This window comes from Archaeoglobaceae archaeon (genome assembly GCA_038734275.1).
Taxonomy (GTDB): domain Archaea; phylum Halobacteriota; class Archaeoglobi; order Archaeoglobales; family Archaeoglobaceae; genus WYZ-LMO2.
Map to the genome: position 1 here is coordinate 276,358 of JAVYOO010000002.1, position 13,291 is coordinate 289,648.

Below are 13,291 nucleotides of genomic sequence, written 5' to 3' on the forward strand. Positions count from 1 at the left end.
TGTCAAAGATAAAAACCAGAAGACAGGTGAAAAGGGATTGGAAAGTGACCTGAAGTTCGAACAAGTTCTGGATAAAATGCTGGATGCCGTTCTTCTGGTTGACTTAGAAACGAGAATAATTTATGCAAACCCGGCAGTTCGGGTTTATGGTTATGAGCCATCTTACCTGATTGGTAAAAAAATACTTGATTTCATTCCGGAAAAATACCAAAAAAACGTTTTTGATATCATAAAAAGATTCATTGATGGTGAAACGGAATCCTATAGACTCGAGATTGAAATTCCAAAGAAAAGTGGGGAACTTAGATGGACCGATGTAGTGATTTCAAAAATAGACAACTATAGAGCAGTGTTGGAGCTAAGAGACATCACAGAGCTAAAAAGAGTTCAAAAAGAATTGGAAGAGAGCAAAGAAACATATAAAACGATTTTTGAGGCGTATCCTGATTTTATAGCAGTTGTAGATGTTGATGGTAAGATTCTCAACATCAATCAGAATTTTCTGAAAAGATATAAAATCGACGAAAATAGGGTTCTCGGTGCTTCGGTATTATCATTTGTTCATCCTGAAGAGCTTGAAAAAACTGCTGAACTGCTAAAAAAAGCCACTGAAAGCAGAGGGATTATAAGAAGCACGATAAAAGGACTGGTTAAAGGTGAGGAACTAATAGTTGACGTTGCAATTAGATATATAAAATCCGGGAAAAAGACCTTTGGAATCATTGTCGGAAAGGACATAATCGACAAAGCAAGGCTTGAGGAAGAACTAAAAAGAAGGGAAGAACTTTACAGAAATATCATCGATAGCAATCTTGCAGGGCTACTGTTGATAGAGAACTTTAAAATAATTTTTGCGAATAAAGCAGTAACCAAAATTACCGGATACTCAGAAGAAGAGCTTTTAGGGAAGTCTGCAGACATATTCTTTGAACCAGAAGATGTTGAAAATTTCAAAAAAGCCGTAAAAGATATTCTTGAGGGAAATAAAATCGATATTATATCGAGATTTCGCAGAAAAGATGGTGAGAGGGGCTATGTAAGAATAATGGCCAGCTTGATGGAATACAAGGGTAGAAAGTTGATTTTGACAAGTTTTGAGGATATTACAGACAAAAGAGAGATAGAAAAAAAGCTGGAAGAAAGAAATATTCTTTATCGAACTCTTGTCGAGAGCTCTCATACAGGTATATTTATTATTCAAGATAATAAAATTGTTTTCGCAAATGAAGTTGTTGCTCGCATGCTTGGGTATACTATCGATGAGATAAACAGCCTCCCCCATCCTTACAGCATAATTTCTCCCGAATTCAGAGAGATTGCCATGGAAAGATATAGAGCACGAGAAAAGGGGCTGGAAGTTCCAGACAGTTATGAACTAAAAGTTATAACTAAGGATGGTAAAGAGAAATGGCTAAAAGTTCTTGCCAAGAGAATAAAATACAAAGGTTCGCCTGCTGTGATGGTGAACATTGCGGACATAACCAGCATTAAAGAAAACGAAGAGATGTTGAAGAGAATGAATACACTTTTAAGGGTTGCAGGAGAAATTAAAGGGATGCTGATCCAAGAAAAGTCAGAAATAAATATCTTTTCGAAGCTAAAGTCCTGCCTGGAGAAATTGGATGCAAAAGTTTTGGTTTACTATTCAAACGGGGTTCATTCGCAGAAAAAAGACCTTTTATGGAATTTGTTGGACTCCGTTCGGGATAAAATAAACGCTGGTGAGGTCATTCAAAAGTTTGTAGATGGAAAATGGTTGACTTTTCTACCAATTTACGAGAACAGACTACACAGTGTTTTGATCCTCAAAAGAAGCCATAGATTTACGGAAGACGAGCTAAGAGTTATCTCTACAATTGCACAGGATGTATCAATGCGATTAAAAGCTCTTAAAGTCGAGAAAGAGCAGGAAAGAGCATTAAAATTGATTATGGAGAATTTAGAGCAATTTGAAGAACTTGCAGATAAGCTGAGAAATCCGCTTGCAGTTATTAAAGGCTATTTGGAGATTCGAGATGAAGTTCCAGAAGAAGAAGTTATAAAGAACATATGGGAACATGCAAACAGGATAGAGAAAATACTGGACGAGCTAAGGTTTAAAGAGCTTGCAACCTACCAGATGAAAAAGATTCTGGAGAGTAGAGACTTCAATTAGTTAAATAAATCTTCCAGAGAATTTAAAACATAGTCTGGTTTTGTTTCTGAGTTCTCTATATCCTCTCTCCTCGTAACTCCAGTCAACACGAGAAGCGTCTCTGCGCCTATTCTTTTTCCAGCAACCACGTCAACTTCAATCTGATCTCCTACCACCACAACTTCCTCGGGCTTAAGGTTGAGCTTTTGTAGGGCTTCAATCATTATGACTTTCGACGGTTTTCCAACCACTACATCCGGCAATCTACCAGTCATCCAGTAAAGAGCTCCAATAATAAGCCCAGTTCCAGGAGTTGGACCATCTTCAGAAGGGAAGATCTTATCAGGGTTTGTTGCTATATATCTTACTCCACGAAGGCAGCACCGCAGTGCTTTGGTCATCAGATCGTAGTTCAGATTTCTGTTAGAACCAACAACGAGATACTCTGCATCCCTGTAATCAACCAATTCAAGGCCTGAATTCACAAGTTCTTCCTTTAAACCGGCTTCGCCGGTTGTAAAAATTTTTGCTTTAGGCTTTTCTTTTGCTATAAAGCTTGCCGTCGCGTGAGTTGCGGAAACCACGTCTATCTCCGTGGTAGGGATTCCAAAAGATTTGAGTCTTTCAAGCAGTATCCTTCTACTTCTTGTTGAATTATTCGAAACAAAAACAACCCTTTTACCCGCATTTAGGAGCTTTAAAACACCTCTAACTCCTTCTTCAATCGGCTCAACACTTCTCCCGACGACTCCGTCTATGTCTACTATAAAACCCCTCTTTTTTAGGAGAGGATGCATCACATCAATCCAAGCATCTTTAGCTCATTTGAGATCCTCTCAACAGCTTTTTGGGCATCTTCAGGACTCTTACCGCCTGTTACAACCATCTTACCTGAACCAAATATCAGCACAACTACCCTCGGATCTGTAAGTCGATAAACAAGTCCTGGAAACTGCTCAGGTTCATATTCAACATTCTCAAGCCCTAAACCGACTGCTATTGCATTCAAATTTAGGTCTGTACCAAGATCTGCAGAAGCGACTATGTTCTGAACTTTAACGTCAGGCTCATCGATTACAGAAATTCCGATTTCCTTGAGCATTTTTACGATTTGCTTAACCGCTCTCCTCGCATCATCCACTGATTTCGAGCCCGTGCAAACAATCTTGCCACTCCTAAAAACAAGAGCTGCAGCTTTAGGCTCATTAGTCCTCAAAACAAGTCCCGGAAATTGCTTTGGTTTATACTCTGAGTCTTTAATTTCTTTTGCAATCTTTGCAAGATCTATGTTCTCCCCAATCTGCGTCGAAGCAACAACATTCTCGATCTTTATTTTGTATTCCATAATAAACCCCAAATGTGATGGTATATAAAGTATATAAATGCTTCTACGATGTCAAAGTGAAACAAAATTTTTAAATTTGAAGTAACATTTTAAAACATGAACGAAGAACCATTTGTTCTTTTCGTGAGCAAGAGGTTTTTGGATAAAGCTTCGAAAGTTTTTGGACTGGGTTTCTTGGCAAGAAAGCCTGCTTTAGACATTTTTAAAAAACTTGGAGTTTCTCTTACTGAATTGGATAGAGAACAGGCAAAAAATGCAGTTGAGAGGGTTGGAGAATCGAAGGGAATTAACATTTCAACTGCACAGCTTATAAAAGGCTTGGCTTTGGCTTTCTTTCTGCCTACAGGCGTTTTTCTTGCAACATTAAAGAAGGTTCACTATCGTTCTGGACTTGAAACAGAAGACTTTATTTTTGTTGAGCTTCTCGCAGAGATCCCAAGGGCTTTTAGAACGACTCTATTCTACGACGTTTGGCTTGTTGTGCCTAAAAGCGAGAAAGGAGGAGAAAAAATAAGAGAATTGGTAAAACAAATCGTTAAGAGAGTTGACGAGAACCCGTTGAGTGTCGAAGATTGGGAAAACCTGAAGCCAATCAGAGAGAAACTATCAGGAAAGTTGGAAATAAAGGGATTATATGAAGATCTATGGATTTCGATCTTAAAAACCTGAGAATTGACTAAATAACCCATAAACTCGAAGAAAAATTTATATAGTTACTCGTGTAATAAAAAGTATGAGAAAATACATAATTGTGTTGTGTGGAGTGTTTTTAGCAGTAATTCTCGCAGGTTGCCAAAGCGAAGGTGTTAAAGCGAAAATTTCAGGTTATGAAATAACTGATTTTAACGGTAGACCTGCAATAAAGGTAAGCGTAGAGACAAACAAGTTTCCATTGACAATAGAATTAATCGGACCAGATAGAAGAACGATAGATACGAACTTTGTAGAGTCGCAAAAGGACCTACCAGCAATTCTCTATTTTGGTCTCTCGGGTTTAAACGTAAAGGAGGGGACATATTACTTGTCGCTGAAGTATGGAATTAATACATTAGATGAAACGGAGTTAACTCTCCAAGGACCAAAATTCCAGCTTGTAGATAAAAAAATTGAAGTTGAGTATCTTGAATTCGTGGGTTACAGTCTCAAAAAAGTTAGCTTAACATTAAAGAACATTGGGGATTGCCCAGGTTACGTATATTGGATAAAGCTATCAATCGATAATGGAGACCCACACACAGGAATTTTAAATGAATACAATGTTCCAATAATGCCCGGAGAGATAAAAACATATACTGCGAACTTTGTGTTTGTGAGTGTAAAAGAGCCGGGAGAACATTCTATGATAATCAAGGTCGCTGATTCTGGATTGAATGTTGTAGAAGAATTCAGAACAACATTTACAATCTAATATTTATTTCTATGAGACCTCTCCTGTGGGGAACTATTTGGTTTGTGATAGGCATGATAGGTTGGGTAATGTTTAGTGTAATCTGTGGTCTCGAGGCGGGGCTTACCGGAGAATGTAGTGGGGTTTCAAGGGCACTCGTTTATTTGTTTGGTATTGTTTTCTTCTTCAGTTTACCAGTTTCAATCCTTGTGGAGATCATTCAGTTCGTCAAGAAAAGAGAACGAAAGAAGTAAAAAATAACATTTTTAAAATTTAAAATTCTGCATTAGTGCTTGAACTCACTTTGATCCTATTTTTCTTTTAAGCCACCTCTCAACCTCTCTAAGGTCCTCGATCCTCTCGAAGTAGAGCGTTTTGACTCCAAGGATCCCTTTTTTATCCAGCTTTATGACCAGATTGCCCTCATCAACCTTGAATCCCCTAACATCGCTTATTTTGGTCTTGAATGGTTTGTAAATTATTAAGTCCTCGTCTAAAAGGTAGTATCGGGGTTTGCCGAGAGTTATTATTGCGTAAAGGAATATGAACAAAGAAAAGAGTGTCATGAGCAAAGCTATGCGAATGACATTCCCTTCAGTAATAATTCTGTATAGACCATAGCCAAATATCACTAAGACCAGTGATGAGATAAAATAAAGCCATTTTCTTCTCGCCAAAGGATTCTTTATGGCTCTGTAGCTCCAGATCATGTCCCGCTCCTCCAATCACTAAGGTATTTTATTTGCTCCTCAGTAAGCTTGTCAATCTTAACACCCATTGTTTCAAGCTTTAGCCTTGCAACTTTTCTATCAAGCTCTTCTGGCAATCTGTAAACCCTGTTCTCGAGCTTCTCCCAGTTCTCCGCAATATATCTAACTGCCAAAGCCTGATCTGAGAAGCTCATGTCCATTACTTCTATTGGATGACCATCGCCAGCAACAAGATTCACAAGCCTGCCTTCTGCAAGCAAATAGACTTTTTTATTACCCAAGTCGTATTCTTTGACATTCTTCCTGACTTCTCGAACATTCCTTGCAACCTTTTCAAGAGTGTTTACATCGACTTCGACATTGAAATGCCCAGCGTTTGCCAGAATTGCCCCGTCTTTCATCTTTCTAATATGCTCAAGTCTTACAACGTCTCTGTTGCCCGTAGCGGTTATGAAAACGTCCCCGATTTCGCTTGCTGAGTCCATGTCCATAACGGTAAAGCCGTCCATCAAAGCTTCCAATGCTCTGACCTCGTCAACTTCTGTAACTATAACATTGGCCCCCATTCCCCTGCAACGCATCGCAATTCCCCGCCCACACCAACCATACCCAGCAACTACGACTTTTTTTCCCGCAAGAAGCATGTTCGTGGCTCTCATTATTCCATCTACTGTTGACTGTCCAGTTCCATAGCGGTTATCGAACAAGAATTTTGTAAAAGCGTCGTTTACAGCGATAACCGGAAATTTCAAAGCTCCTTCTTTTTCCATGGCTTTAAGCCTTATAACTCCAGTTGTTGTTTCTTCACTCGCCCCCATAACTTTCTGTTGCCGTTTGTGGAGCTCAAAAATCAGATCTGCACCATCATCCACCACTATGTCTGGCTTGAAGTCCGCCACCTTTGAAATTGCGGAGTAGTATTCTTCAACGCTCATGCCACGTTTTGCATAACACCTTATCCCCATTGAACGCAAAGCTTCTGCAACGTCATCCTGAGTGCTCATCGGATTGCATCCTGTAATCGCAACTTCTGCACCCCCGTCAATTAAGGTTTCCACAAGCACTGCAGTTTTTGCTTCAACATGCAAGGCCATCCCAACTTTTAAACCCTCCAAGGGTTTGTCCCTCTTTAGCTCCTCTCTAATTTTTTCAAGAACTTTCATGTGCTTTTCCGCCCATGCAATTTTGTTAAAACCCTCCATATCTCGTAACCTCCTCAATTCTGTCTTCAAGAAGGGAAATCCAATCTATTTTCCCGGGCTCGAAACCCTCAGTTTCACCTGAAAGGATCTTCTCAATAACATCTGCAACTTCTTCAATTCTAAGCCCAGTCGTGTCAACTTCATAAACCTTCTCACAGTTCTCCAAAGCTTCTACGAGTATTACATCAATTAGCTCTGCTTCAACGTTTTCCATAACCTTATTGTAATCCCATCCACGCTCAATGAGTCTTTTCTTAATCAAAAGTGGATTGCAACGTAAAACTATCGAAATTTCAGGTCTTAACAAATGGGAGAGATGCCCCTCTACGATACCGTCAAATCTGAATTGAGAGAGCTTTTCAACATCTATAATAACTTCTTTTCCCTGCAATATGATGCATTTGTGCATTTCAGCAAATTCCTTAACAGAAATTACTTTATAACCCCGACGCTTTAATTCTTGTGCGACACTGCTCTTACCACAACCCGGAGTTCCTGTAAGGGCAATCATATCAACTCTTTTAGTTTTTCGAGGAAGAAATCGTTTTCATCCGGCTTTCCGACTGTAACTCTGTATCCAGAAACTCCAAAACTCTTACAATCCCTGATTATAACACCTCTTTTCAGCAACTCCTCTGCAAGCCAATCTTTAGACCTGAAAAATATGAAGTTGGCCTGAGAAGGATAAGCCTGAGTGACACCACGGAGCTCTTTAAAGAGTCTCTCCCTCTCTGTTTTAATTCTCTCCACACACCACTTCATCCACTCTAAATCTTCGAGAGAAGCTATCGCAGCCCTTTCTGCAAGAGTTGATACTGGAAATGGAGTTGAGGCAGATCGATAGTATTTTACAAGCCATTCAGGAAGTCTTGCATAACCCACACGGAGGTTTGCAAGACCAAAGGCCTTTGACATAGTTCTCGCAATCACGATATTTTCGAAATCTAAATCCACCTTCGAGTCTGAGAATTCGACGTAAGCTTCATCTACAAACACAATTGCCTTGGTGGATTCTGCAAGCTCCTTAACAAGCTTGAGGTCCTCTGTGTTACCTGTAGGATTGTTTGGAAATGGTAGGATGATGAGCTTAGTCTTATTACTTAGATACTCAAAGATTTTATACGGAATTCGAAAGTTCTCATCTCTTTGAACTCTAATCTCCCGAGCACAGTGTAAACGGGTTAAAATACCGTAATACTGGAATGTAGGCACTGGAATTATTACCTCATCACCTTGATCGATTAAAATTTTGAATAAGGTCTCGAGAATCCCATCTATTCCCGCACCTATAACTATTCTATTCGCATCCCAGCCCGTATATTCTGCAAGCTTTTCTCTGAGCACCTTATACTCCGGGTTGGGATACCTGTGCAGATCGGTAAAATTCCTGACCACTTCGATTGCCTTTGGACTTGCTCCATAGGGATTCTCGTTCGAAGCGAGCTTTACAACTCTCTCGAGACCATAAATCTCTTTGACTTCTTCGATACTTTTTCCGGGCACGTAATTTTCAAACTCGATGCACTTCCTCATTTAACCACTTCTAATTCTATTTTTCTCCAGTTTTCATCAACACCTTTGAGCGAAGTTACAAGAGCTTCAACAACTCTACCAATAACCTTCATCACGAATGGATTAAGGTCGATTTCTTCACCATCCACAACCAATCTGACCTCCATCTTATATCACCCTCCTGAACTCGCTAATGAAGTTCTTTATAACCTCTTCCGTCACGTGAGGCATTAAAACAAATCTTATCGCTTTCGGCTCCCTTATCGTTGATATAACCCACCTCCTTCTGTAAAGCTCCTGCTTTATCTCCTCAGCTTTTTCAGTTTTAAATGCCACAACGTTCATCACGGGCTCTATCACAGGCTCAAATCCGAGCAAAGACATTTCTTCTACGAGAATTCTCGTATTTTTCAAACATCTTTTCACGATCTCCCTCATTCCCTCAAATCCGAGAGATTTAAGAACTGCATATGCCGAAGCCACACCTGTGCCGGGACGAGTTCCCGTTAGGGTGAACTGCATTTTAGACGTTAGATATGGTGTTTCAACTTCCAAGGCCCTCAAAAAGCTGTCATTCTTAAAAAGTATCCCTCCAGCGGGAATCGTCGCCATACCCATTTTGTGCGGATCAATTGTAATCGAAGATACTCCCTCGTTTTGAAAATCAAATGGATATGGTTTTTCCATAAATGGAATGACAAGCCCGCCAAATGCAGCATCCACATGCATCGGTATTACTCTCTCTTCTGCAATTTTCGAAAGCTCTACTATTGGATCTATCTGTCCAAGCTCTGTTGTGCCAGCAATACCGACAACCGCAACCGTTTTGTCATCTACCAACTTCTCTACTTCCGCTAAATCCACTCTATACTCCTCATCCACCCCTGCTCTCCTGATTTCAACACAAAGGATATCACAAATTTTTTCAAATGAAAAATGGGCAGTTTTCGGTATTACGATATTTGGATCTTTTTTTCTTTTTACATTTCTTGCAGCTCTTATGCCCTGAATATTCGCTTCTGTTCCTCCTGAACAGATATATCCTGCACAGTTTTTATTATGTAGTAGTTCTCCAAGCATCGATATTAGCTTCTTTTCAAGTTCAACAGTTCCTGGAAAAATACCGGGATCGCCAAGATTTGTCCCTATGAAAAGCTGATGAGCTTTAACAGCTATTTCATGTGGAACAGTGCACATTGAACTTAGAACTCTCGAATATGGTATATCTTTCTCCCTGAAACTTCTAAGCTCTTCAAGCACATCCATGCTCATAGTTTAGGAAAAAGGTAATAAATAGGTATCTAAAAGATACCGAGTGTGAAAATTGCGGTTCTAATGGGTGGGAAGGGGAGAAGAGTTGGAATGGAAAAAGCTGAAATAAAAATTTGTGGCAAAAAGTTAATTGAAATTGCCATACATAAGTATCAGGAATATAAACCGATTTTTGTCTGTAGAGATGATATTCAGGCTGAAAAATACTCAAAAGAATATGGAGTCAAATGTGTTTGTGATATCTATCGTAACTTCGGAGCTCTCTCCGGCATACATTCTGCCTTGATAAATGCCGGAGATACAGTGGTTGTTGCAATTGACATGCCATTCGTAAAAAAGAGACTTCTGGAGTTTATTTTTGAATTGGGAAAGAAAATTGATTGCGATGCTCTGATACCAAAACATGAGTTTCCAGAACCTTTGCTCGGTTACTACTCAACAAGAGCAATTCCTGAAATAGAGAAATCGATAAAAAATGGTGAAAAGAGCATAATGACTCCCCTAAGCAGACTCAAGACTGTTTTCTATCCCGCTGAAGAGCTTAGAAAGTTTGACAGTTCTTTGATTTCCTTCTTCAATATAAACACTATGGAGGATATAAGGAGAGCTGAGGAAATATGCTCACAGACTCTTTTGGAAGGACAGTGAAAAACTTAAGGATCGCTGTTACAAACAGATGCAATCTGAACTGTATTTACTGTCATCGAGAAGGCGAAAATAACCCGGGAAAGGAAATGAGTGCAGAAAGAATAGCAGAAATAGCCGAGGCCTTTTACGAATTGGGGGTTAAAAAGTTAAAGATCACGGGAGGGGAACCATTGCTAAGAGATGACATATGTGAAATAATTTCATTGATGCCGGAATTCGAAGAAATCTCGCTAACAACAAACGGTATGTTTCTCGATGATGTTGCATTCGATCTCAAGGAGAGCGGCCTTGATAGAGTTAATATAAGTCTCGATACGCTCAATCCCGAGATATTCAGATTCATCACTTCGGGAGGGGACATAACTCGCGTCATAGAAGGAATAAGAAGTGCAGTAGAAGCAAACTTGACCCCAATAAAGCTCAATATGGTTCTAATGAAAAATTTAAATGATATGGAAGTCTTTAAGATGCTTGAATTTGCAAGTTCATTCAATAAAGGGAAGACTAACGTTATTCTTCAGCTAATCGAGCTAATTCCAAATTCAAAGACAAAGGATTTCTATCTAAGCCCAGAAAAGTTTGAGGAGGAATTCTCGAGAATTTCCACAGCAATAAAGATCCGCGATATGCACAAAAGAAAACAGTTTTTTACCCCATTTGGCATTGTGGAAATTGTAAAACCTCTCGAAAACACAGATTTTTGCATGCACTGCAATCGCATCCGAGTTACCTCAGACGGAAAGATAAAACTCTGCCTTATGAGTGATGAAACGGTAAATATCTCAAATTTGTGTGGAGATGAGCTAAAAAGAGCGATAATTGAAGCTGTAAAGTTGAGAAGACCGTTTTTCAGGTAAACTTCACAGCTCTGACTATTTTTCTAACCTTTTCAGCATCAACTTTTCCATGCTTTTTTATATAGCTCCCCACTATAACTCCGTCGCAGTGTTCTGCCAGTTTTCTGGCATTATTTTCATTTAATCCACTGCCAACAAGAATTGGAGCAAATAAATGTTCTCTTGCAAGCTTTAAATCCTCAATATTGGGCTCCATTCCTGTTGCTTTCCCCGTTATTATAAAAGCGTCAGCAAGACTTCTTTCCGCATTTATGAAGTAATCTTCTAGGCTTGCAAAGTGAATCGCATGCTTTACATTTATATCTGCGAATATCATCGCATTGCATTGGATCAATTTTTTATATCTCATTACTTCGCCAACTTCAGGAAGTAGAAACCCCTCAGGTGCTACTGATGGAAAGATTAGCTGGTTCACTCTTACAAAATCAGCCTTAACGGCTTTTGCAATTGCCAACGCCGAGACTGCATCATTTCTTAACACATTTATACCTATGCCGAGATTAGTTGTCTTTTTAATTTCCCATGCTATCACGCTCATGCATGCAACTGTTTCCTTGCCTACAGACTTGAGAAATGGCTTATCGCCATAGTTCTCAACTATAACTGCATCCGCCCCTCCCTCCTCAATAGCCCTCGCATCTCTCAATGCGCTCTCGAGCACATCGTCAAAATTCTCATGCAATGGAGCTCCTGGAAGTGGTTTAAGATGGATTACGCAGATCACTGTCTTTTCCATACAATCTCGCCTCCATAGCGGATTTCAACAATTCTGTGCTGCGGGATTGCGGTTCCACTTTTCAGATAGACAAATTTATGCCCAATTTCGCCAACCTCATCGCCTTTAAACTCTAGAAAACCCTGAAAACGATCCAAATATATCACCACAACTTTAGAAAAATCGTATTCGGGATGCCATCTCAGCCTGTTTAGAATCTCCCTTATGCTATATCTCCTCATCTTTCGCAAATTCGATAAGTTGTCCTTTTAGATTGAACTTGAGGGATTTTTTGACGATTGCCCTGACGAATAAAGGATCGTAGTTGAGAGTTTTTATTATGTGACCGACAGAATTTCTGCCCAATTCTACCTCTTTTCTGATCTTCTCTAAATGCTCCTCCATCTCGTCTTCAGGCATAAATACAATTTCTAATATTTTATTGAATTCCTTTAATGAAACGTAAAAATTGGCAGATATGTGAGTATAGCTCACATGATATTCTTTTTCTGGCTTTCCAGCCGGGTCAGAGGGCATTCTCCATCTAACTTCAAGCATCCCGGCATGCTTTAAAATTCGAAGAGTTTCTTCAAACCCATCTCCAAAGTTTTTTCTGAGTTCGTCTATTGTAAGCCAATTATCAAGCAAAGCAGAATATACTTTCCTGTGATACTCTGAAGACAGTAGCTGGAATATTGGTATCAGTTCCACTATGTCGTTGATAAGCTTCGCCCTTCTCACCATTGTACTATTTTAAATCTCGGGACAATTATACTTTTCCACGAAACGCACAACTTCCCCAACTACCATTAAAGCGGGACTCTCGAAAGATCTTTCCTCAGATGATAGCTGACCCAAAGTGCTGACTGAAACCTTTTGATCCTTTAATGAGCCTTTTTGGATTACTGCCACCTTTGTTTTTTCACTAAAACCTATTCTAATTAGATTTCGTGAAATCTCGGACGCAGAAATTCCGCTCATAAGAACAACTAATGTTGCATTTTTCAGAGTATCGTGATAGTTTTCCACCTCCCTACCGCCTATAACCACGATAGCTTTACCGAAATCCGGATGAGTTAGCGGGATACTTGCACATGCAGGAACCCCATTCACAGAACTCACACCCGGGACTATCTCGAAGGGGATATTATTTGCTTTTAGAAAATCAATTTCTTCCCATAATCTACCGAAAATAGTTGGATCTCCGCCTTTTAATCTTAAAACCTTCTTTCCTTCTTCAGCAAACTTTTTCATCAAATTATTGATCTCAATTTGCCTTTCTTTGCCTTTTCCATCTTTTCCAACGTAAATGGCGGTTTTACCAAGAGTATGAATCAATTTTGTGATCTCTTCCCCTACCAGTCTGTCGTAAAGTATTACATCAGCTTCCTTGAGTAGCTTATAAGCTTTAAGTGTCATTAGCTCGGGATCACCTGGGCCGGCTCCAACTATGTAAACTTTCCCAACCACAAAAAGGTTTTTCTGGTAGACTTAAAGATTTTTTTGAAG

18 protein-coding genes are annotated in these 13,291 nt (G+C 39.5%); 6 read left to right on the plus strand and 12 right to left on the minus strand.

What is annotated here, in order from left to right; translation table 11 throughout:
- The first annotated feature begins 37 nt into the window (after positions 1-37).
- Entirely contained in the window at positions 38-2,155 is a 2,118-nt protein-coding gene (locus QXI54_04080) for a PAS domain S-box protein (protein MEM0302333.1), read from the plus strand.
- Here QXI54_04080 and QXI54_04085 read toward each other — a convergent pair.
- Both QXI54_04085 and QXI54_04090 read right to left on the minus strand, forming a co-directional pair.
- Complete coding sequence (locus QXI54_04085; protein ID MEM0302334.1) at positions 2,152-2,931, minus strand: HAD-IIA family hydrolase; 780 nt, start codon at positions 2,929-2,931, stop codon at positions 2,152-2,154. The genes QXI54_04080 and QXI54_04085 overlap by 4 nt on opposite strands.
- Positions 2,931-3,479 carry a TATA-box-binding protein gene (locus QXI54_04090; protein ID MEM0302335.1) on the minus strand — a complete coding sequence of 183 codons (549 nt, stop codon included), beginning with the start codon at positions 3,477-3,479 and terminating at the stop codon, positions 2,931-2,933. Before QXI54_04090 ends, QXI54_04085 begins: the two co-directional genes overlap by 1 nt.
- Before the next feature lie 96 nt (positions 3,480-3,575).
- Here QXI54_04090 and QXI54_04095 point away from each other — a divergent pair, with 96 nt between their 5' ends.
- The 3 genes from QXI54_04095 to QXI54_04105 all read left to right on the plus strand — a co-directional run bounded on the left by QXI54_04095 (position 3,576) and on the right by QXI54_04105 (position 5,120).
- Complete coding sequence (locus tag QXI54_04095) at positions 3,576-4,148, plus strand: hypothetical protein (GenBank protein ID MEM0302336.1); 573 nt, start codon at positions 3,576-3,578, stop codon at positions 4,146-4,148.
- 64 nt (positions 4,149-4,212) lie between these two features.
- Positions 4,213-4,887, plus strand: coding sequence for a hypothetical protein (locus QXI54_04100; protein MEM0302337.1), 675 nt, complete (start codon positions 4,213-4,215; stop codon positions 4,885-4,887).
- A gap of 68 nt (positions 4,888-4,955) precedes the next feature.
- Positions 4,956-5,120 carry a hypothetical protein gene (locus QXI54_04105; protein MEM0302338.1) on the plus strand — a complete coding sequence of 55 codons (165 nt, stop codon included), beginning with the start codon at positions 4,956-4,958 and terminating at the stop codon, positions 5,118-5,120.
- Positions 5,121-5,165: 45 nt separating this feature from the next.
- On the opposite strand, the gene QXI54_04110 is transcribed toward QXI54_04105, so the two are convergent.
- Genes QXI54_04110 through mfnA form a run of 6 tightly spaced genes read right to left on the minus strand, consistent with a single transcriptional unit; the run spans position 5,166 to position 9,556 of the window.
- Positions 5,166-5,576 carry a hypothetical protein gene (locus QXI54_04110; protein ID MEM0302339.1) on the minus strand — a complete coding sequence of 137 codons (411 nt, stop codon included), beginning with the start codon at positions 5,574-5,576 and terminating at the stop codon, positions 5,166-5,168.
- Complete coding sequence (locus QXI54_04115; protein ID MEM0302340.1) at positions 5,573-6,778, minus strand: adenosylhomocysteinase; 1,206 nt, start codon at positions 6,776-6,778, stop codon at positions 5,573-5,575. Before QXI54_04115 ends, QXI54_04110 begins: the two co-directional genes overlap by 4 nt.
- Complete coding sequence (locus QXI54_04120; protein ID MEM0302341.1) at positions 6,765-7,289, minus strand: adenylate kinase family protein; 525 nt, start codon at positions 7,287-7,289, stop codon at positions 6,765-6,767. Before QXI54_04120 ends, QXI54_04115 begins: the two co-directional genes overlap by 14 nt.
- Positions 7,286-8,311 carry a histidinol-phosphate transaminase gene (gene hisC, locus QXI54_04125; GenBank protein MEM0302342.1) on the minus strand — a complete coding sequence of 342 codons (1,026 nt, stop codon included), beginning with the start codon at positions 8,309-8,311 and terminating at the stop codon, positions 7,286-7,288. Before hisC ends, QXI54_04120 begins: the two co-directional genes overlap by 4 nt.
- Positions 8,308-8,457: a hypothetical protein gene (locus tag QXI54_04130; protein ID MEM0302343.1), complete on the minus strand. Its 150-nt coding sequence runs from the start codon at positions 8,455-8,457 to the stop codon at positions 8,308-8,310. The genes hisC and QXI54_04130 overlap by 4 nt, the downstream gene beginning before the upstream one ends.
- A gap of 1 nt (position 8,458) precedes the next feature.
- The gene (mfnA, locus tag QXI54_04135; GenBank protein MEM0302344.1) at positions 8,459-9,556 is read right to left on the minus strand and encodes a tyrosine decarboxylase MfnA; all 1,098 of its coding nucleotides are present in this window, start codon (positions 9,554-9,556) and stop codon (positions 8,459-8,461) included.
- Between the two features lie 51 nt (positions 9,557-9,607).
- Between mfnA and QXI54_04140 the strand changes: the two genes are divergently transcribed.
- Together QXI54_04140 and moaA are read left to right on the plus strand one after the other, a co-directional pair.
- The gene (locus QXI54_04140) at positions 9,608-10,210 is read left to right on the plus strand and encodes a molybdenum cofactor guanylyltransferase (protein ID MEM0302345.1); all 603 of its coding nucleotides are present in this window, start codon (positions 9,608-9,610) and stop codon (positions 10,208-10,210) included.
- Positions 10,180-11,067: a GTP 3',8-cyclase MoaA gene (moaA, locus tag QXI54_04145; protein ID MEM0302346.1), complete on the plus strand. Its 888-nt coding sequence runs from the start codon at positions 10,180-10,182 to the stop codon at positions 11,065-11,067. Before QXI54_04140 ends, moaA begins: the two co-directional genes overlap by 31 nt.
- Here the strand turns inward: moaA and QXI54_04150 are convergent.
- The 4 genes from QXI54_04150 to cobA are packed head-to-tail and all read right to left on the minus strand — an operon-like array spanning position 11,060 to position 13,252.
- A complete protein-coding gene (locus tag QXI54_04150) occupies positions 11,060-11,803 on the minus strand; it encodes a BtpA/SgcQ family protein (GenBank protein MEM0302347.1) in 744 nt (247 codons plus the stop codon). The genes moaA and QXI54_04150 overlap by 8 nt on opposite strands.
- Positions 11,788-12,024, minus strand: a complete 237-nt coding sequence (locus QXI54_04155) for a DUF504 domain-containing protein (GenBank protein MEM0302348.1) — start codon at positions 12,022-12,024, stop codon at positions 11,788-11,790. Before QXI54_04155 ends, QXI54_04150 begins: the two co-directional genes overlap by 16 nt.
- Positions 12,011-12,526: an ArsR family transcriptional regulator gene (locus QXI54_04160; GenBank protein ID MEM0302349.1), complete on the minus strand. Its 516-nt coding sequence runs from the start codon at positions 12,524-12,526 to the stop codon at positions 12,011-12,013. The genes QXI54_04155 and QXI54_04160 overlap by 14 nt, the downstream gene beginning before the upstream one ends.
- A gap of 9 nt (positions 12,527-12,535) precedes the next feature.
- Positions 12,536-13,252 (minus strand): uroporphyrinogen-III C-methyltransferase, encoded by a 717-nt coding sequence (cobA, locus tag QXI54_04165; GenBank protein MEM0302350.1) that lies wholly within the window; start codon positions 13,250-13,252, stop codon positions 12,536-12,538.
- Between the last annotated feature and the right edge of the window lie 39 nt (positions 13,253-13,291).